This is a genomic window from Sphingopyxis indica (genome assembly GCF_032879645.1).
GTDB classification, from domain to species: domain Bacteria; phylum Pseudomonadota; class Alphaproteobacteria; order Sphingomonadales; family Sphingomonadaceae; genus Sphingopyxis; species Sphingopyxis indica.
In genome coordinates this window covers 718,771-737,579 of record NZ_CP076394.1, presented here as the reverse complement: position 1 = coordinate 737,579, position 18,809 = coordinate 718,771, and the positions used below count along the sequence as shown (strand labels likewise).

Genomic DNA, 18,809 nt, shown 5'->3' with positions numbered 1-18,809 from the left:
TCCTTCTACGCGTCCGAAACGGCGGAGTCCGTGGACGCCGCCCCATTACCCGCCGTGCGGGAATCCGTATCGGGACCGCGGTTCGCCGCGTCCCTAAACCATCCGGTGAAAAACTGCCAGCGGGAGAGATGCGCCAGCACCCGGTCCGCGGCGCGGGCGTCGACAAGCGCCAGATGCACCGCATTTTCACGCCCCAATGCCATAGATAGGGTGCTTCGGTCCACCGGCAAGACCGTGCCTTCGCGCCCCGAGCCCTCTTCATCCTCGCCGACGCGCCACGCCTGCGCCAGTTTCCGCCGCCCATCCTCGCCCGCATCGCGCGCGTGGAGAAGCAGGCGAACCTGTCCGCGCCGCGCCGCTTCCTCGATCCGCTCGCTGCCCGTGAGCAACGTCCCGGCGCGCGCCTCGAGCCCGAGCCGGCTCAGCGTCGCGCGTTCGAGCTGCGCGTCGATCCGCGCGCCGAGATCGTCGGGAATGACGAAAGCGCCCTCGTGCAGCGCGCGCGCGAGCCCGCCCTTGAGCTTGCCCTTCGCCTGCGCCGCCTCGAGCGCCGCACGGTCGACGCCGATCCATGCGCCGCGCCCCGGCGCCTTTGCCAGCACGTCGGGCGCAATCACGCCGTCGGGCCCGAGCGCGAGGCGCACGAGCCTTTCGGCCGGCGCCACGTCGCCGGTCACCACACAACGCCGCTCGGGCGCATGTTGGCCGCGCCCCTTTGCGCGGTCGGTGTCGCCTAGCTGATCATTGCGCGGGGTCCGCATCGGCGGCCTCCCCGTCTTGCGGCTCCGCCGCGGGCCCGTCTTGCGGCTCTGCCGCCGGTTCGTCGTCGAACCAGTGCGCGCGCGCCGCCATGATGATCTCGTTGCCCTGTTCTTCCGACAGGCCATATTCGCCGAGCACGCCGCCCTTGTCCTCGGCGCGATCGCGCGATGGACCGCGGCGGTTTTCGCTGCGCTTCTTGGCGATCAGCTCGTCGGTCGCGAGGTCGGCAAGGTCGTCGAGCGTCTTGATGCCCGCCTTGCCGAGCGTGACGAGCATCGCTTCGGTCAGGTGCGGAATGTCGGCGAGCGCGTCTTCGACGCCCAGTTCGCGGCGTTCGGCGCGCGCAGCTTCCTCGCGGCGTTCGAGCGCTTCGGTCGCGCGGCTCTGCAATTCCTCGGCGAGTTCCTCGTCGAAGCCCTCGATCCCCGCCAGTTCCTCGACCGGAACATAGGCGACTTCCTCGAGCTCGCCGAAGCCCTCGGCGACGAGCAGCTGCGCGAGCGTCTCGTCGACGTCGAGCTCTTCCTGGAACATCGTCGAGCGTTCGACGAATTCGCGCTGGCGCTTCTCGCTCGCATCGGCCTCGGTCATGATGTCGATCTGCTTGCCCGTAAGCTGGCTCGCGAGGCGGACATTCTGGCCGCGGCGGCCGATGGCGAGGCTGAGCTGATCGTCGGGAACGACGACCTCGATGCGCCCGTCGTCCTCGTCGATCACGACGCGCTGCACCGTCGCGGGCTGGAGCGCGTTGACGACGAAGGTCGCGGTATCCTCCGACCAGGGGATGATGTCGATCTTTTCGCCCTGCATTTCCTGCACGACCGCCTGGACGCGGCTGCCCTTCATGCCGACGCAGGCGCCGACGGGGTCGATCGAGCCGTCATAGCTGATCACGCCGATCTTCGCGCGGCTGCCCGGATCGCGCGCCGCGGCCTTGATCTCGATGATGCCGTCATAGATTTCGGGCACTTCCTGCGCGAACAGCTTCTTCATGAAATCGGGGTGCGCGCGGCTCAGGAAAATCTGCGGTCCGCGATTCTCGCGGCGCACCGACAGGATGATCGCGCGGACGCGGTCGCCGACGCGCATCAGTTCGCGCGGGATCTGCTGGTCGCGGCGGATCACGCCCTCGGCGCGGCCCAGATTGACGACGATGTGGCCGAATTCGACCGACTTGACGACGCCGGTGATGATCTCGCCCGCGCGGTCCTTATATTCCTCATATTGGCGCTCGCGGTCGGCTTCGCGCACCTTCTGGAAGATGACCTGCTTCGCCGACTGCGCGTCGATGCGGCCGAGGTCGACCGCGGGAAGCGGATCGACGATGAAGTCACCGACCTTCGCATCCTTCTGCAGCTTCTGCGCGGCGGCAAGATCGACCTGCTTGAAATAATCGTCGACCGCCTCGACCACCTCGACGACGCGCCACAGGCGCAGGTCGCCGGTCTGCGGGTCGAGCTTGGCGCGAATGTCGTTCTCGGCGCCGTAACGCGCGCGCGCGGCGCGCTGGATCGCTTCCTCGATCGCCTCGATGACGATGCCCTTGTCGATCATCTTCTCGCTGGCGACGCTGTTGGCAATCGCGAGCAGCTCGGCCTTGTTGGCGGAAATGGCTGTGGCCATCAGTCCTGTCCTTCTTCTTCCATATCGTCGGCGCCCTCGGTCGAGAGCGGGACGGTTGCAGCTATCAATCTGTCGGTGAGCACCAGCTTCGCCGTATCGATCGCGTCGAACGGCAGCTTGTGCTCCACCCCTTCCTTGTCCGAAATCGTGACGGTAACGCCGTCGATGCCGACGAGCGTGCCATTGAAACGCTGGCGTCCGTCGCGCTTTTCCTTGAGCGCGATCTTCGCCTCATGCCCCGCCCAGTCGGCGAAGTCGGCAGGGCGCGTCAGCGGCCGGTCGATGCCGGGCGACGAGACTTCGAGCCGATAGGCGCCCTCGATCGGGTCCTTTCCCGCTTCCTCGAGCGCGTCGAGCCGGTCCGAGATGCGGCGCGACAGGTCGGCGCAATCGTCGATCGTCAGCTGGCGCGTGTCGGGCCGCTCGGCCATCACCTGCAGGGTCGGGTCGCTGTCGCCGCCAAAGAAGGCGACGCGCACGAGCGCAAGGCCCATCGCCTCGGCTTCGGGCGCGATGATCGCGTTGAGGGCGTCGAAATCGACCAATGCTCGTCCCAAGGTTGCAGACCGGAAAGCCATGCGTTTCTGGCCGCCGCGGCCCGCGGCCCCGACGTCCTATCTGGCTATCCATGTCTAGGAGTGAGCGTGCATATAGGCCGCTCGCAGGAAATCGGCAAGGGGAGATTGGGCGCCGCCCGAAGCTATTTCGTGGCGCCCGGCATCTCTCCGCTGGTCGCGCCGGTGCGCACGATATTCTCGGTCCCCGGCAGCGGCGGCAGCACCGGCTGCGGCGGCGGTGCGCTCAGCCTGTCGGCATAGAGCAGCCGCCCCGGGCCGAGTTTATACAGGATCTGCGGCAGCAATTCCTCACCGAACACGAAACAGCCCTCGCTGCGCCCGAGCTTGCCCTGCGTCGCGATCAGCGACGGTTCGGCGTACCAGGCGCCGTGGATGACGATCGCGCGCATGTCGGCGTTGCTGTTGTCGGGATCGAGCCCGGCGAGCCGCATCGACGAGCCGTTCGAGCCCCAATAATAGTCGCTGGTGCGATAGGCCCCGCGCGAGCTGGCGAGCGAGCCCGGCAGGTTCGAAAAGCTCTTGAGCCAGCCGTCGTGCTGCGGGTCGGAGCCGCGCCCGTGCGTCACCGGGAACATGTCGATCGTCCCCGCGACCATGTCGACCAGCGCGAAGCGCGGACGATAGGAGGGCAATCCATAATCGACGATGCCGACGCGGTCGGCCAGCTTGATGCGGCTGCCCTCGCGCGCGAGCTGCGCGCGCGCGACCGCCAGATAGTCGACCGGCGGCGCCGCGGGCGCCCTGGCGGTGATCCAGTCGGGCAATTGCGCACGCGCCGGCAGCGCGGCAAGGGCGCCCGCCCCCGCCATTGTCGCCAGCATCGCCCTGCGATCGATAAACCTGTTCACGTCTTGCAACCCAACCCCGCATGCCGCCTTCGGCGATCCCTCGTGCGGCCATAAACGGCAGCTCGCCCATCAAAAGCAAGCAGCCTGTGTCCAATCATGCGGGCAATTGTGCCATATTTACCATGAACAGCGAGTTTACACCCCGCATATTGCGTCGGCCGGTCCCGGGCGATAGGCAAGCGCGCATGAAAGCGACCATCTGGCACAACCCCGCCTGCGGCACCTCGCGCAAGACCCTCGCGATTCTTCAGGAAGCGCCCGGAGTCGAACTGACCGTCATCGAATATCTGAAACAGCCCTATGGCGAAGCGAAGCTGCGCCAGCTCTTCGCCGACGCCGGGCTCGCGGCGAAGGACGCGCTGCGCCTGCGCGGGACCGACGCCGCCGAACGCGGCCTGCCCGATGCGGACGAGGATGCGATCATCGCCGCAATGGCCGCAAACCCCGCCTATGTCGAACGCCCCTTCGTCGAGACCGACAGGGGCGTGCGCCTGTGCCGGCCGCAGGATCGGGTTCACGAGATTTTGTAGCGCCTACACGGCCCAGTCGAACGCGCGACGCAATTCGGCTGCGCCGTCCGCGGCATAGGGCAGCCCATGCGCCATCACGACACGCTCGCAATCCCAGCCGAGAATCGTCGCCACCGCTTCGCGGACGCGGCGGCGCCTGGGCCAGAAGGTCAGCCGCAGGTCGATCGGCGCCTTGCCGTCGGGGTGCGCCGCGCCCGACAGGCGGACGAGCCAGCGATAGAAGCGGCCTCGCACCCGCTGCGGCTCGAAATTCTCGATGAGGTCGGTCAGGATCACGGTGCGCGATGCGCGGTGAAAGAAGACCGCCTCGTTGACCATCGTCCCCGGCACCAGCACCGCATCGAACGTGTCGGAGAGCGGCATCGCGGTGCCGTCGAGCACCGCATCGACCCGAAAGCTGCGCTTCGCCTTGTCGGCAAGCCCCGGCACGGCGAGCGTCCGCGCCGCGGGATAGCGCCGCTGCCAGTCGGCGACATACCAGTAATGGAGGCTGTTCGGCGCGACGAGCCACGCGACCCGGCCGAGCCGGTCGATCGCGGCGAGCAACGTCTCCTCGGGCGCGATCGGCGAGTGCAGCCACAGCCCGCCGCCGGCGAGCCGCACCACGGTCATCCGCGTCGGAAATGGAATCGAGCTCGGCCCGTAATCCATGCGGATTTCGGGACCGTCGACCGTCCAGATGTCGGGGCCGAACGGCTTGAGCGTGTTGAGCGGCGCATAGGGGATGAAAGCCGTCATCGGCGCGCAGCCTAGCAGAGCCGGTGCTTGCTCGCCAAATTTCGTCGAACTTCGGCCGCGTCAGCGAAAGAAGCAATTGGCTCCCGCAAACAGCGCGTCGATCTTCGCCGTATCGCCCGGCGCCGCGAACATGCCGCCGATCGCGCTATCGCCGCTGCCGATCGTGAATTCCTCGCCGATCGTGCTGTCCTCGACGTCGACGATGCTCACCGATTGCTTTGCCTTGGCTCGCGTCGTGCCGATGCCGATGCCGCTCATCGTCGAATAGCGGTCGGCGCCGGGCTCGTTGCCGAGAAACCAGCCGACGAATTTGCCGTCCTGGAAGTTGAGCGTCATTGCATCGAAACGCGTGAACTCCATCGAACCGGCGCCGCATTCGACATTGGTGCTGCGATCCTCCGCAGCGCCGGCAACGCGCGCGAGCGCGGCTTCGGCCTGCGCGCGCGGGGTGCCGAAAGCGAGGAGGCTCGCCTTGCCGCTCGCCTTGTCGACGAAGCGCAGGCCTTCGCCGTCGAGGCTGATCGCAGTGGTCGCGGCAGCCGGCCCGCCGGCCTTCGCCGCTGGCATTTCGGGCGCGGTGGGGACAATCGCCTCGTCGGGCTCTTCAGGCGCGGCAGCGGGCTTGCAGGCACCCAGGAGCGCCAGCACCAGGATCGTCGTCAGTCTGCGCATCGCCCGCCCTTCAGCTTATATGACCGGAACGGCATCCTACCGCACCCGCCGCCGCAAGGGCTACAGGCTTTTGCACCACGCGCGGCCGGGCGACGCCGGCGCCCCCGCGCGAACGGGGGCGCGGCGCCTCAGCCCTTCTTCAGATGCCGGCGGCCGAGCAGTTCGGCGATCTGCACCGCGTTGAGCGCTGCGCCCTTGCGCAGATTGTCGCTGACGCACCACAGGTTGAGGCCGTTGTCGACCGTCGGATCGTCGCGCACGCGGCTGACGAAGGTTGCGAAATCGCCGACGCATTCGACCGGGGTGATATAGCCGCCGTCCTCGCGCTTGTCGTGGAGCACGACGCCGGGGGCTTCGCGCAGGATGCGCTGCGCTTCCTCGGCCGACAGCTCGTCCTTGGTCTCGATATTGATCGCCTCGCTATGGCCGACGAACACGGGGACTCGCACGCAGGTCGCGGTGACCTTGATCTTGGGATCGAGGATCTTCTTCGTCTCGACGACCATCTTCCATTCCTCCTTGGTCGAGCCGTCGTCGAGGAATTTGTCGATGTGCGGGATGACGTTGAAGGCGATCTGCTTGGTGAATTTCTGCACATCCTTTTCGTCGCCGACGAAGATCTGGCGCGTCTGGTTCCACAGCTCGTCCATCCCCGCCTTGCCGGCGCCCGACACCGACTGATAGGTCGAGACGACGACGCGTTCGATCGTCGCGGCGTCGTGCAGCGGCTTCAGTGCGACGACCATCTGCGCGGTCGAGCAATTGGGGTTCGCGATGATGTTCCGGGCCGTGTAGCCGTCGATCGCCTCCGGGTTCACTTCCGGCACGATCAGCGGCACGTCGGGGTCCATGCGGTAGAGCGAGCTGTTGTCGATAACCGTGCAGCCGGCCGCCGCCGCCTTGGGGGCATGGATCGCGGTTGCATCGCTGCCGATGGCGAAGATCGCCATGTCCCAGCCCGACCAGTCGAAATTGTCGATATTCTGGCATTTCACGGTCCTGCCCGTGTCGCCGATTTCCACCTCGGTGCCCTGGCTGCGCGACGAGGCGACGGCGGCGAGCGCGTCGATAGGAAATTCGCGCTCGGCGAGAATGGCGAGCACTTCGCGCCCGACATTGCCCGTCGCGCCCGCGACGACGATACGATAACCCATGATGTTTCTGCCTTTCCGGTATTTCCGTTCGTTCTGAGGAGGGACTGAGCCTTGGCGAAGTCCCGTCTCGAAGGGCCGCGACGGTGCGCTACTGTCCTTCGAGACGGGACTGCGTCCCTCCTCAGGACGAACGGCGGTGATGGTTGGTTCGCGTTTTTCATCTTCCGATATGCAAACGGCCGGTTCTGCCTGTTGGCGGAACCGGCCGTTTTGGAAAGCTGTTCGGCTTTGGGTGAGAGAAGCTCTCCTTAGCCTTCGGTTCCGGGCCGGTTGTCGCGGCGCTCCGCAATACGCGCCGATTTGCCGGTGCGGCCGCGCAGATAGTAAAGTTTCGCGCGGCGGACGGCGCCCTTGCGGACGACGGTAATCGAATCGATGTTCGGCGAATAGAGCGGGAAGACGCGCTCGACGCCCTCACCGAACGACAGCTTGCGCACGGTGAAGTTCGATCCCATGCCCTTGTTCGAACGCGCGATGCACACGCCCTCGAAATTCTGGACGCGGGTGCGTTCGCCTTCGACGACGCGCACGCCGACACGCAGCGTGTCGCCTGGGCGGAACGTCGGAATTTCTTTGCCAGCCTTGGCGATTTCTTCGGCTTCGATCGTCTGGATGAGGTTCATGCCTCTAGTCCTTCTTCTTTTGCCGCGCGCCAGAGGCAGGTCGGTCCCGAGCGCCCTCATGGCGCTCCCAAAGGTCCGGCCTGCGTAACCGTGTGTCCTCTTCCGCCCTTTGTTTCCGCCAGGCGGCGATCTTCGCATGATCCCCCGATCGCAGCACTTCGGGGATCGTGCGCCCTTCCCACGTCGCGGGCCGGGTATAGTGCGGATATTCGAGCAAACCGTCTTCGAACGATTCGTCGTCGCCGCTTGAAGCCGCGCCCATTACGCCGGGAAGCAGCCGAATGCAAGCGTCGAGCAGCATCAGCGCGCCCATCTCTCCGCCCGACAGGATGATGTCGCCCATCGACACCTCTTCGATCGCGCGCGCCTCGAAAATCCGCTCGTCGAAACCTTCGAAGCGGCCGCAGAGGATGATGGCGCCGGGGCCGGCCGCGAGCGCGCGCACGCGGGCCTGGGTGATCGGGGCGCCGCGCGGGGTCATCGCCAGCAGCGGCAGGCCCGGATGCGCGGCGCTCGCATGGTCGATCGCCGCGGCGAGCACGTCGGCGCGAAGCACCATCCCCGCCCCGCCGCCCGCCGGCGTATCGTCGACCGTGCGGTGCCGATCGGTCGCAAAATCGCGAATCTGCACGGGCGCGCAATTCCACGTCCCGCTTTCGAGCGCGCGCCCCGCCATGCTGTGCCCCAGCGGACCGGGGAACATGTCGGGATAGAGCGTGAGCGGGACGGCGGTGAAGGGCATCGGCCGCCTATAGCGTCCAATTCTCGACCGTCAGCCCCGGCACATCGGCGAAATCGGCTGCGTTGCGGGTGATCAGCGTCAGACCGAGACTGACCGCATGCGCAGCGATCAAGCGATCGAAATTGCGCCGCCGGATTCCGATCTGGCGCGCAATTCGCCCATAGGCGTCTGCCGCCGCATCGTCATAAGAGTGGACGTCGATCAATCGGATCAGCGTGTCGAGCAATTCGTCGTCGCGCGTATCGTCGCCGCTCTCGCGCGCGCCGACGCGCAGTTCGGACAGGGTGATGGCGGAGATCGCAAGGCCGCTCGCAAAATTCTCTCGCATCTTGTCGCGCAGATTCTCGCTTCGCGCCCGCGCGAAGTCGATGCAGACGTTGGTGTCGAGCATATACATGGGGTCAGGCGGCACGCCCGCCGGCGTCACCATCACCCCAATCATAATCCTCCTGATCGGTGTCACCACGCCCATGCCCCATAAAGCCGGGCGAGAAGGCGCCATAGAGCCCCATCAGCACCGACAGGCTATCGCTTTCCTTCCACAGCGAAAAGCTGCCATCCTTGTGCGGAGCAATCACGACATCATCTCCTTCCGTGATCCCCAATGCCTTTGGCAAGCGCAGCGCGAGCGAATTGCCCGACTTGAAGACTTTGGCGCGATATTCCTTGGTCATAGGAAACTCCGTATATACATGATGTATATACATCAGCGATCATTTCAAGCAATGCTAATCGAGCGGCTGCCATAGCGCCTCTGGCAGCAGAGGACGATCCGCTTCGAATTCCTCGCGCAGCCATTCGCGGAAACGCTCGATCTTGCGCACCCGGCTGCGGCCTTCGCGATAGACGAGCCAGTTCGCGCCGCCGGGCTGGTAGAGCGTGTCGAACGGCTGGACCATCCGCCCGCTGTCGAGTTCGGCGCGCCAGAGCAGCGGGGTCATCAGGGCGATGCCGTAGCCGCCCTGCACCGCGCTCGCCTCCTGAAGCTGGCTGTCGAGTTCGACCCCGCGGCGCGGGGGCGGTTTGACGTCGACGCCCGCCTCGGCGAGCCAGCCCGCCCACCAGGGGTCGTTGGGGGCGAGCCGTTCGACGTTGAGCAGATCGGCGGGCGCGGTGATGCGATTCGCCTCGAGGAAAGCCGGCGCGCAGATCGGCGTCACATGGCTGCGGAACAGGAAATCGGCGCGCAGGCCGGGCCAGCCGCCCGGTCCGATGCGGATCGCGACGTCGACGTCCGACGCGTCGAAATCGACATAGGCGTTCGACATCGACAGCCGCACCGCAAGGTCGGGATAGCGCAGCTGGAAGCGCCCGATGCGCGCGCTGAGCCAGGTGCCGCCAAAGGTCGTCGCGGCGCTGATCGTCAAAATATCGGCCTCGTCATTGCCGAGCGCCGCGAAAGCATCGCCCATCGACGCGAAGGCGGTGCTGATCGCGGGGAGCAACCGCTGCCCCGTTTCGGAGAGTCGCACGCGTCCCTTTTCGCGCACGAACAGCGCGCGGCCGAGCCGATCCTCCAATTGGCGGACCTGATAGCTGACGGCCGCCTGCGTCATCCCGAGCTCTTCGGCGGCGCGCGAGAAATTCTCCAGTCTTCCGGCGGATTCGAAAGCGCGGATCGCGGCGAGCGGCGGCAGGCGGGACATGCCATCTTATAAGGTGAACTTATGCTGCACCGCAAAGCTTTTGTTGGCGCCGGAGCCAGGGAAGGCGCATTTAAGATGCACCCACCCAGCAGGAGACGACCGATGATCGACGAGATGTGGATGCGCGGCTGGGCCGAAAATCACGGCCGCTTCAGCGCCGATCTCGACCGCGGCCTTTCGCAGATTGCGCAAGCCTGGCGGTCGTGGCGCCGCCGCGGTCCGGGCGCCGGCGGGAGCGCAAAGCCCCGCGCCGGCGCGCACTGAGACGGGCGGGAATGGCGTCGACCGTGCCGACGCGCCACCGGCGCCGCGGCCGCTCCCCCCTTGCGGCGCTATTCCCGTCCAACCTTTTCCCTGATCGGATACCGCTCAATTTAGGTTGAACCGTAGCCCTGAGCCTGTCGAAGGGCGGCTATCGACGAGAGGCGCCCTTCGACAGGCTCAGGGCTTCGGTGAGAAACGATTCCGTGGTGAGAAACGATTCCATCTGAAATGGGCACGCCGCTCGGTGACCGCCGGGTGCCCGGCCCGCCGCTTTATTCGGCGAAAGCCGCGTTGACGGTCACGCCGTCGTCGCTCCACGCCGGCACCGCCTGCGCATTCATCGGCACCATGAAGCGCTTCGCCTTCTTGCCGCCTTCGCTCGGCCGCTCGATTTCGAGGATGTCGCCCGCGCCGAAATTCTCGACCGCGACGACGGTGCCGAGCGCCGTGCCGTCGGTCGAGGTGCAGGCGAGCCCGATCAGATCGTGGTGATAATATTCGCCCTCGCCCAGCGGCGGCAGCGCCGACCGCGGGACCGTCAGGACGGTGCCGCGGAGCGCCTCGGCGGCGCTGCGGTCGGTGATTTCGGCGAATTGCGCGACCGCGCCCTGATTGGCGGGGCGCAGCGATTTCAGCGTGAGCTTGCGCCCGCCGGCATCGAATGCGGAAAAGGCGCGCAAGCCTTGCACGCCTTCGCCGAATAATTTGAGCCGCACCTCGCCCCGCACCCCGTGCGCGCCGGCGATGGCGGCAAGGGTGACGGGGCGGTCGGCCTTGTCCCCCTCCCGCTTGCGGGAGGGGTTAGGGGTGGGGCGAGCCGAAGGCGAGCTATCCATATCCCGCGTCCTTGCCCACCCCCGGCCCCTCCCGCAAGCGGGAGGGGAGAAGAATCAACCCTCGGCCTTTTCTTCGCCTTCGGCCGGCGCCGGGCCGCCCTCGGCGACTTCCTCGGCGATCGCGGCGGCGTCTTCGGCCGTCGTTTCGGCGGGCACTTCGTCAGCCACCGCGTCGGCAACGGCTTCGGCGGTCTCTTCGCTCTTCACCGAGCCGGTCGCATCCGATTCGGCTTCCTCGGCGACGGGCGCCTCTTCAGCCGGAGCCGCAGCGGCTTCCTTCGCGGCCTCTTCGGCCTCGGCCAGCTTGGCGGCGCGCTCTTCGGCGCGTTCCTTGGCCTTCTCGCCCGGCTCGGCCTTCTTGGGGTTGTTGCGCGCGGCGCGTTCCTTGAGGCCGGCGGCGTCGAGGAAGCGGGCGACACGGTCGGTCGGCTGCGCGCCGACGCTCAGCCAATGCTTCGCGCGATCGGCATCGAGCTTGATGCGTTCGGGGTTATCCTTGGCGAGCAGCGGGTTGTAACTGCCGATGCGCTCGATGAAACGGCCGTCGCGCGGGCTGCGCGAATCGGCGACGACGATCTTGTAATAGGGGCGCTTTTTCGAACCGCCGCGCGAGAGGCGAATGGAGGTAGCCATGATATTGTCCTTCTGAGTCTAAACTGGTTGTCCGGGTTATTTCTTTTTATTCATCAAATTGGCCAGGTCGGGCGGGATCGCGCCGCCGCCGAGGCCGGGAAGGCCGCCTGCGCCGCCGCCCATACCGCCCATTCCGGGGATGCCGCCGCCGCGGCCGAGCAGCGCGCCGAGCCCCTTGAGCCCGCCCATCTTGCGGATCTTCTTCATCGCGGTGGACATTTCCTGGTGCATCTTGAGCAGCTTGTTCACCTGCTGCACGCTGGTGCCCGATCCGTTCGCGATGCGGATCTTGCGCTTGGCGTTGATGATCGCCGGGGCCGCGCGCTCCTTGGGGGTCATCGACCCCATGATCGCATCGAAATGGATCAGCATCTTGTCGTCGGCGCCGCTCTGCGCCATCGCCGCCTGCGCCTTCTTGAAACCGGGGATCATCCCCGCGAGCGCGCCGATGCCGCCCATGCGGCGCATCTGATTGAGTTGGGTGCGAAGATCGTCGAGGTCGAACTGACCTTTGGCCATCTTCTTCGCCATCGCCTCGGCCTCTTCGGCCTGGATCGTCTCGGCGGCGCGCTCGACGAGGCTGACGACGTCGCCCATGCCGAGGATGCGGCCGGCGATACGCGACGGCTGGAAGAGTTCGAGGCCATCGAGCTTTTCGCCCGTGCCCGCGAATTTGATCGGCTTGCCGGTGACCGCGCGCATCGACAGCGCGGCACCGCCGCGCGCATCGCCGTCCATGCGGGTCAGCACGACGCCGGTGAGCGGCACCTGCTCGGTGAAGCGCTGCGCGACCTGAACCGCGTCCTGGCCGGTCAGGCTGTCGACGACGAGCAGGGTTTCGGCGGGGTTCGCGGTGCGCGCCACCGCCTGCATCTCGTCCATCAACTGCTGGTCGACATGGAGGCGGCCGGCGGTGTCGAGCATGAGGACGTCATAGCCCTGCAGCTTCGCCGCCTGCATCGCACGGCTCGCGATTTCGGTGGGCTGCTGTCCCGCGACGATCGGCAGGGTCGCGACGTCGATCTGCGTGCCAAGCACAGCAAGCTGTTCCTGCGCGGCGGGGCGATTGACGTCGAGCGACGCCATCAGCACCTTCTTGCGCTCCTTGTCCTTCAGCCGCTTGGCGATCTTCGCGGTCGTGGTCGTCTTACCCGAGCCTTGCAGGCCGACCATCATGATCACGGCGGGCGGGGTGACATTGAGGTCGAGCTCGGCGGTTTCCGATCCGAGCATCTCGGTCAGCGCGTCGCTGACGATCTTGACCACCTGTTGCCCCGGCGTGACCGAACGCAGGACATTCCGGCCGATCGCCAGTTCGGTGACCTGATCGACGAAGCTGCGCACGACGGGCAGCGCGACGTCGGCTTCGAGCAGGGCGATTCGCACCTCGCGCATCGCGGCGCGCACGTCGGCCTCGGTCAGCGCACCGCGGCCGCGGAGCTTCCCGAAAACATCGCCAAGCCGAGTGCTCAGACTGTCGAACATGCGTCCTTTTACCCTTCTGACGACCCGCAACGCAAAAGACGCCGGTGAGCGAAACCTCGCCAACCAGCGGCTATCCGTGGACAGATTTTCCGTCGCGGATGTCTTGTGCGCCCCTCCGCATGATGCGGACGGACGCGGCGCCCTTACGCCAATGCGCGCGCAAAGGCAAGCGCGGGCCGCGGCGCACTTAACGCAAATTTCACCGCTTGCGGCGCAAACAGACCGCGACTGTGGGGAAATTCAATGACCGTCGAACCGGCTGTGCCGAAGGAATGGAATCGTAGCGAAGGCGCCAAGCGCGACGTCCTCGCAGGGGGAATCGTCGTCGCGGCGATCCTGCTGTTCGTGGGCACGGGCAGCAGCGTGATGCAATCGGTCGTGCGGACGATCGCCGGTTTCGGCGGCGGCACCGACCGCGTGCTCGCGACGATGCTGATCCTCAACATCGCGCTGATCCTGTTCGGCTGGCGCCGCTACGACGACCTCAACCGCGAGATTCGCGAGCGCACCGCAGCCGAAAAGCGCGCGCGCTATTTGGCCGATACCGACCCGCTGACCGGCTATCTCAACCGCCGCGCGCTGCTCGCGCAGGGCCAGGCGCTGATCGCACGCGCCGCGTCGGAGCATCGGCACGTCGCGCTCTTTCTGCTCGACCTCGACCATTTCAAGACCGTCAACGACATCCACGGCCATGTCGCGGGCGACCGCGTGCTGCAGATCGCCGCCGAGCGCATCTCCGCGATCCTGCCGCCGAGTGCGACCAAGGCGCGGCTCGGCGGCGACGAATTCGTCGCGATGCTGGTGTTCGAACCCGCGGCACGCCCCGATATCGAGGCGCTGGCCGGCCAGCTCGTCACCGCGCTCGAGGAACCCGTGCCCTATGACGCGCGGCGCATCCGCATCGGCTGCTCGCTCGGCATCGCGCTCGCGACCGAGGCGAGCGCGACGATGGAGACGCTCGTCCGTCAGGCCGACATCGCCATGTATCATTGCAAGGACGAAGGGCGGAACCGCTATATCTGGTTCCAGACGGGCATGGAAATGGCGGTCCAGGTGCGCAACCAGATCGAAAACGGCATTCGCGAAGGCATGCCGCGCGGCGAGTTCATCCCCTATTTCGAGCCGCAGGTCGACATTGCGAGCGGACGCCTGATCGGCTTCGAGATGCTGATGCGCTGGGACTCGCCCGAATATGGCATGATCCTGCCCGAACGCTTCATCCCCGTCGCCGAGGAAAGCGGGCTGATCGGCGAATTATCGCTGCACGTCATCCGCGAGGCGATGGAAAGCGCGAAGGCATGGGACCCGGCGGTGTCGCTGGCGGTCAATATTTCGCCGCAGCAACTCAAGGACCCGTGGTTCAGCCAGAAGCTGACCAAGCTGCTCGTCGAAACCGGCTTTCCGGCGAGCCAGCTCGAGGTCGAGATCACCGAAAGCTCGCTGTTCGAAAATCTGCCGCTCGTGCGCTCGATCGTCACCAGCCTCAAGAATCAGGGCGTATCGCTCGCCCTCGACGATTTCGGCACCGGCTACAGCTCGCTCTCGCACCTGCGCGCGCTGCCCTTCGACCGCATCAAGATCGACCGCAGCTTCATCACTGCGATGCGCGGCAGCACCGACGCGCAGGCGATCGTCGTCGCGATCATGCGCCTCAGCGAAAGCCTCGCCATGCCGATCACTGCCGAGGGGGTAGAGGACGAGGCGACCGCGATCGAGCTGACGCGGCTCGGCTGCACCAAGGGCCAGGGCTGGCACTATGGCCGCGCGATGTCGGCGGACGACACCGCGGCGATGCTCGCCGAGCGCGGGCTTCTGCGCGCGCCGATGCTGCCCGCGGGCGGCGCGGAAGAACCGCTCCGCAAGACGGCATAGTTTCCCCTCCCTTCCAGGGAGGGGAGAATGAGAAGGCCGCACCCGCGTCGCTAGACTTCGCGCCCGCGCGCTCCTAAATGCGCGACACTATGGCGGATCGCTTCACCAAGATGCATGGCCTCGGCAACGACTTCGTCGTGATCGACGCGCGCGAGGACGCGGTCGAGATGACCGCGGCGCGCGCGCACGCGATCGCCGACCGGCGCCATGGCATCGGCTGCGACCAGCTGATCCTGCTCGAACCGTCCGAAAAGGCCGATGTGAAGATGCGCATCTTCAATGCCGACGGCGGCGAGGTCGAGGCGTGCGGCAATGCGACCCGCTGCGTCGCGACGCTGATCGGCAAGCCCGCGGTGATCGAGACGCTGGGCGGGATGCTGCGCGTCAGCCCCGCCGACGGCGGCGCCGAGGTGACCTTGGGCGAGCCCGCCTTCGACTGGGAGCAGATCCCGCTCGCGATGCCGATGGACACGCGCGACATGCCCGTCGCGTGGGACGAGCTCGAACATGGCGCGGCGGTCAATGTCGGCAATCCGCACATCATCTTCTTCGTCCCCGAAGCCGATGCGGTGGCGCTGACCGACCTCGGACCGCGGATCGAGACCGATCCGCTGTTCCCCGAGCGCGTCAACGTCAATGTCGCGAGCCTCGACGGACCCGACCGGCTGCAATTGCGCGTCTGGGAGCGCGGCGTCGGCTTGACGCAGGCGTGCGGCACCGGTGCCTGCGCGACCGCGGTCGCCGCGATCCGCGCCGGGCTCGCAAAATCGCCGGTCACCATCTCGCTGCCCGGCGGCGACCTCGTCATTCGATGGCGCGACGGCGAGCCGATCGTGATGAGCGGCGCCGCGACGCGCGTGTTCGAGGGTGAGACCGACTGGGCGCGCTTCGGATGAGCGCTCGCGCCGGGGTCGAGGTCGTCAATTTCGGATGCCGGCTGAACATCGCCGAGGGCGAAGCCGTGCGCGCGGCGGCGATCGCGGCCGGCGCGGCGGACACGATCGTCTTCAACAGCTGCGCGGTGACCGACGAAGCGGTGCGGCAGGCGCGGCAGGCGGTGCGGCGGGCCTTGCGCGAACGGCCGGGCGCCGAAGTGGTGGTGACGGGGTGCGCCGCGGAACTCGAACGCAGCGCCTTCGAAGCGATGGGCGCGCGGGTGGTCGGAAACGACGCCAAGGGCCTGGCGAAGAGCTATCAGGCCAGCGTGTCCCCGCGCAGGCGGGGACCCATCTCCGGCCGGTTCGACATCGCACCGGCGGGTGATGGGCTCCCGCCTCCGCGGGAGCACACGGATTTATTCAAGGCCGTGGGTCCCTACGCCCCCGCCCTCTCGGGCGCCGACCATGCCCGCGCCTTTCTGGGCGTCCAGACGGGCTGTTCGCACAGCTGCACCTTTTGCGCGACCGTGCTGGCGCGCGGCGCCGCGCGGTCGGCCACCGTCGCTGCGGTCGTCGAGGCCGCCGAGGTCGCGCTGTCGCGCGGGCAGCGCGAGATCGTGCTCACCGGGGTCGATCTTGCGAGCTATGGCGATGACAGCGGCACCAGCCTCGCCGCGCTGGTCGAGGCGCTGCTCGCGCTGCCGGTCGAGCGGTTGCGCCTCTCGTCGCTGGACCCCGACCGGATCGACGATGCGCTGTTCGCGCTGCTCACCGGAGAAGCGCGGGTGATGCCGCACGTCCATCTGTCGCTGCAGGCGGGCGACGACATGATCCTGACGCGCATGAAACGGCGCCATCGCCGCACCGATGCGGTGCGGCTCGTCGAACGGCTGAAGGCCGCGCGCAGCGAGATTGCGATCGGCGCCGACCTGATCGCCGGATTTCCGACCGAGGATGACACCATGTTTGCCAATACGCTGGCGCTGATCGACGATGCCGACATCGTCTTCGGCCATATCTTTCCCTACAGCCCGCGCGCCGGCACCGCCGCCGCGCGGATGCCGCAGGTCGGCCGCGCGGCGGCGCGCGAACGCGCCGCGCGGCTGCGCGAGGCTAATGCCCGGCGCCGTCACCTCTGGATGGACGCGCAGCGCGGGCGCGAAACCGCGATGCTCGTCGAGCGCGACGGACACAGCGGCCATGCCGAAAATTTCGCGGCGCTGACCCTCGCGGCGCCCGCCGCGCCGAACAGCATCGTGCGCGTGCGGATCGGCGCGCGCGACGGCGACCGGATGCGGGCGACGGGGATTGCGGCATGAGCGGCGCGAGCTGGAGCGAACGGCTGTTCGGCGGCCTTCGCCGCACGTCGGAGCGGCTCGGCGAAAATCTGTCGGGCCTCGCGGGCAAGTCGCGCCTCGACGACGAGGATCTCGACCGGATCGAAGAAGCGCTGATCACCGCCGACCTTGGCCCCGCAATGGCGGCGCGTATCCGCGAGCGGCTCGCGGCGCGACGCGACGCGGTCGCGGGCAATGTCGAGGAACTGAGGAAAATCGTCGCCGACGAGATTGCCGCGGTGCTGCGCCCGGTCGCCGAACCGCTCGAAATCGACGCCTTTCCGCGTCCGCAGGTGATTTTGGTGATCGGCGTCAACGGATCGGGCAAGACAACCACCATCGCCAAGCTAGCGCATCTGTTCCAGGAACAGGATTATGGCGTGATGCTCGTCGCGGGCGACACGTTCCGCGCCGCCGCGATCGGGCAGCTCAAGGTCTGGGCCGAACGGCTCGGGGTGCCGATCATGGCGGGGCCAGAGGGGGGCGACGCCGCGGGGATCGTCTTCGACGCGGTCAAACAGGCGACCGCGACCGGCATCGACGTGCTGATCGTCGACACCGCCGGGCGGCTGCAGAACAAGCGCGAGCTGATGGACGAGCTTGCCAAGATCAAGCGCGTTCTCGGCCGCCTCAACCCCGCCGCGCCGCACGATGTCGTGCTCGTGCTCGACGCGACGACAGGGCAGAATGCACTGTCGCAGATCGACGTGTTCCGCGAGGTCGCGGGGGTCACCGGCCTGGTGATGACCAAACTCGACGGCACCGCGCGCGGCGGCGTCCTCGTCGCCGCGGCCGAACGCCACGGGCTTCCCATCCACGCGATCGGCATCGGTGAGACCATCGACGATCTGCGCCCGTTCGACGCCGACGAGATCGCCGGCATCATTGCAGGAAATATCCGATGAGCGAGCCGCTCGAACAGCTGCCGGGCGGCCCCGAGCCGATTCCCGCCCCGCCGCCCGCCAAGCATGGCTGGCTCAATTTCGCGATCGACTTCGGGCCTTTGCTCGTCTTTTTCCTGACCTATAAATTCACCTCCGGCGGCGAGGGCTCCTTCGCCGCGACCACCGGCGCGATCAAGGGCACCGTCGCCTTCATGGCCGCGATCGTCGTCGCGATGATCGTGTCGAAATGGAAGCTCGGCAAAATTTCGCCGATGCTGTGGATGTCGGGCATCCTCGTCCTCGGCTTCGGCGCGCTGACCGTGTGGTTCCACGACGAGCGCTTCATCGTGATGAAGCCGACGATCATCTATGCCGCCTTCGCGACCCTGCTGCTCGGCGGCTGGCTGATGAAGCGGCCGATGCTCAAATATCTGCTGCAATCGGCGCTCGAAGGCGTGACCGAAACGGGCTGGCTGACCCTGTCGCGCAATTGGGGGATCTTCTTCGCCGCGCTCGGCATCGCCAACCACATCATGTACGAGCTGATCGAGGCGGGGCGGATGAGCTTCGATCTGTGGCTGACGATCAAGGTGTGGGGCGTCACCGCCCTCTCCTTCCTCTTCGCGCTGACCCAGCTTCCGGTGATGATGAGGAACGGGCTGGCGGCGACGGAAGAGAGCGACGGCTAATCTCCCCTCCCGCTT

22 protein-coding genes are annotated in these 18,809 nt (G+C 67.0%); 7 read left to right on the top strand and 15 right to left on the bottom strand.

From position 1 onward, the window contains the following. Positions 1 to 5: 5 nt before the first annotated feature. The 4 genes from KNJ79_RS03470 to KNJ79_RS03455 all read right to left on the bottom strand — a co-directional run bounded on the left by KNJ79_RS03470 (position 6) and on the right by KNJ79_RS03455 (position 3,811). Complete coding sequence (locus KNJ79_RS03470; RefSeq protein WP_317152806.1) at positions 6 to 761, bottom strand: DUF448 domain-containing protein; 756 nt, start codon at positions 759 to 761, stop codon at positions 6 to 8. Continuing rightward, entirely contained in the window at positions 742 to 2,385 is a 1,644-nt protein-coding gene (gene nusA / locus KNJ79_RS03465; protein WP_317152805.1) for a transcription termination factor NusA, read from the bottom strand. Before nusA ends, KNJ79_RS03470 begins: the two co-directional genes overlap by 20 nt. Next, entirely contained in the window at positions 2,385 to 2,930 is a 546-nt protein-coding gene (gene rimP / locus KNJ79_RS03460) for a ribosome maturation protein RimP (RefSeq protein WP_317153852.1), read from the bottom strand. Before rimP ends, nusA begins: the two co-directional genes overlap by 1 nt. A gap of 155 nt (positions 2,931 to 3,085) precedes the next feature. Next, the gene (locus tag KNJ79_RS03455) at positions 3,086 to 3,811 is read right to left on the bottom strand and encodes a murein L,D-transpeptidase catalytic domain family protein (protein ID WP_245836597.1); all 726 of its coding nucleotides are present in this window, start codon (positions 3,809 to 3,811) and stop codon (positions 3,086 to 3,088) included. A 185-nt stretch (positions 3,812 to 3,996) separates the two neighbouring features. On the opposite strand from KNJ79_RS03455, the gene KNJ79_RS03450 reads away from it, so the two are divergent. Continuing rightward, a complete protein-coding gene (locus tag KNJ79_RS03450) occupies positions 3,997 to 4,341 on the top strand; it encodes an arsenate reductase family protein (protein ID WP_317152804.1) in 345 nt (114 codons plus the stop codon). Positions 4,342 to 4,344: 3 nt separating this feature from the next. On the opposite strand, the gene KNJ79_RS03445 is transcribed toward KNJ79_RS03450, so the two are convergent. From KNJ79_RS03445 to KNJ79_RS03410, 8 genes are all read right to left on the bottom strand, one after another. Next, positions 4,345 to 5,079 (bottom strand): DUF4336 domain-containing protein, encoded by a 735-nt coding sequence (locus KNJ79_RS03445; protein ID WP_317152803.1) that lies wholly within the window; start codon positions 5,077 to 5,079, stop codon positions 4,345 to 4,347. Between the two features lie 60 nt (positions 5,080 to 5,139). Beyond that, complete coding sequence (locus tag KNJ79_RS03440; RefSeq protein WP_317152802.1) at positions 5,140 to 5,751, bottom strand: hypothetical protein; 612 nt, start codon at positions 5,749 to 5,751, stop codon at positions 5,140 to 5,142. A gap of 128 nt (positions 5,752 to 5,879) precedes the next feature. Then, positions 5,880 to 6,905, bottom strand: a complete 1,026-nt coding sequence (locus KNJ79_RS03435) for an aspartate-semialdehyde dehydrogenase (RefSeq protein ID WP_317152801.1) — start codon at positions 6,903 to 6,905, stop codon at positions 5,880 to 5,882. A gap of 248 nt (positions 6,906 to 7,153) precedes the next feature. Continuing rightward, positions 7,154 to 7,528 carry a 50S ribosomal protein L19 gene (gene rplS / locus KNJ79_RS03430; RefSeq protein WP_089215281.1) on the bottom strand — a complete coding sequence of 125 codons (375 nt, stop codon included), beginning with the start codon at positions 7,526 to 7,528 and terminating at the stop codon, positions 7,154 to 7,156. 4 nt (positions 7,529 to 7,532) lie between these two features. Further along, on the bottom strand, positions 7,533 to 8,270 hold the full coding sequence (gene trmD, locus KNJ79_RS03425) for a tRNA (guanosine(37)-N1)-methyltransferase TrmD (protein ID WP_317152800.1): 738 nt from the start codon (positions 8,268 to 8,270) through the stop codon (positions 7,533 to 7,535). A 7-nt stretch (positions 8,271 to 8,277) separates the two neighbouring features. Continuing rightward, positions 8,278 to 8,712 carry a type II toxin-antitoxin system VapC family toxin gene (locus tag KNJ79_RS03420; protein ID WP_245836598.1) on the bottom strand — a complete coding sequence of 145 codons (435 nt, stop codon included), beginning with the start codon at positions 8,710 to 8,712 and terminating at the stop codon, positions 8,278 to 8,280. Next, positions 8,672 to 8,944: an AbrB/MazE/SpoVT family DNA-binding domain-containing protein gene (locus KNJ79_RS03415; protein WP_317152799.1), complete on the bottom strand. Its 273-nt coding sequence runs from the start codon at positions 8,942 to 8,944 to the stop codon at positions 8,672 to 8,674. The genes KNJ79_RS03420 and KNJ79_RS03415 overlap by 41 nt, the downstream gene beginning before the upstream one ends. 54 nt (positions 8,945 to 8,998) lie before the next feature. After that, complete coding sequence (locus KNJ79_RS03410; RefSeq protein ID WP_317152798.1) at positions 8,999 to 9,916, bottom strand: LysR substrate-binding domain-containing protein; 918 nt, start codon at positions 9,914 to 9,916, stop codon at positions 8,999 to 9,001. A gap of 102 nt (positions 9,917 to 10,018) precedes the next feature. Here KNJ79_RS03410 and KNJ79_RS03405 point away from each other — a divergent pair, with 102 nt between their 5' ends. Beyond that, the gene (locus KNJ79_RS03405; protein WP_170935468.1) at positions 10,019 to 10,180 is read left to right on the top strand and encodes a hypothetical protein; all 162 of its coding nucleotides are present in this window, start codon (positions 10,019 to 10,021) and stop codon (positions 10,178 to 10,180) included. Between the two features lie 272 nt (positions 10,181 to 10,452). On the opposite strand, the gene rimM is transcribed toward KNJ79_RS03405, so the two are convergent. The 3 genes from rimM to ffh are packed head-to-tail and all read right to left on the bottom strand — an operon-like array spanning position 10,453 to position 13,134. After that, on the bottom strand, positions 10,453 to 11,016 hold the full coding sequence (rimM, locus tag KNJ79_RS03400; protein ID WP_317152797.1) for a ribosome maturation factor RimM: 564 nt from the start codon (positions 11,014 to 11,016) through the stop codon (positions 10,453 to 10,455). Between the two features lie 54 nt (positions 11,017 to 11,070). Further along, positions 11,071 to 11,649 carry a 30S ribosomal protein S16 gene (gene rpsP, locus KNJ79_RS03395; protein WP_089215286.1) on the bottom strand — a complete coding sequence of 193 codons (579 nt, stop codon included), beginning with the start codon at positions 11,647 to 11,649 and terminating at the stop codon, positions 11,071 to 11,073. Between the two features lie 36 nt (positions 11,650 to 11,685). Continuing rightward, positions 11,686 to 13,134 (bottom strand): signal recognition particle protein, encoded by a 1,449-nt coding sequence (gene ffh / locus KNJ79_RS03390; protein WP_317152796.1) that lies wholly within the window; start codon positions 13,132 to 13,134, stop codon positions 11,686 to 11,688. A 243-nt stretch (positions 13,135 to 13,377) separates the two neighbouring features. On the opposite strand from ffh, the gene KNJ79_RS03385 reads away from it, so the two are divergent. From KNJ79_RS03385 to KNJ79_RS03365, 5 genes are all read left to right on the top strand, one after another. Next, a complete protein-coding gene (locus KNJ79_RS03385) occupies positions 13,378 to 15,006 on the top strand; it encodes a putative bifunctional diguanylate cyclase/phosphodiesterase (protein ID WP_317152795.1) in 1,629 nt (542 codons plus the stop codon). Positions 15,007 to 15,095: 89 nt separating this feature from the next. Continuing rightward, positions 15,096 to 15,902 carry a diaminopimelate epimerase gene (dapF, locus tag KNJ79_RS03380; protein WP_089215289.1) on the top strand — a complete coding sequence of 269 codons (807 nt, stop codon included), beginning with the start codon at positions 15,096 to 15,098 and terminating at the stop codon, positions 15,900 to 15,902. Then, a complete protein-coding gene (locus KNJ79_RS03375) occupies positions 15,899 to 17,203 on the top strand; it encodes a MiaB/RimO family radical SAM methylthiotransferase (protein ID WP_317152794.1) in 1,305 nt (434 codons plus the stop codon). Before dapF ends, KNJ79_RS03375 begins: the two co-directional genes overlap by 4 nt. Then, entirely contained in the window at positions 17,200 to 18,126 is a 927-nt protein-coding gene (ftsY, locus tag KNJ79_RS03370) for a signal recognition particle-docking protein FtsY (RefSeq protein WP_317152793.1), read from the top strand. Before KNJ79_RS03375 ends, ftsY begins: the two co-directional genes overlap by 4 nt. Continuing rightward, complete coding sequence (locus tag KNJ79_RS03365) at positions 18,123 to 18,794, top strand: inner membrane-spanning protein YciB (RefSeq protein WP_317152792.1); 672 nt, start codon at positions 18,123 to 18,125, stop codon at positions 18,792 to 18,794. Before ftsY ends, KNJ79_RS03365 begins: the two co-directional genes overlap by 4 nt. Positions 18,795 to 18,809: the final 15 nt, after the last annotated feature.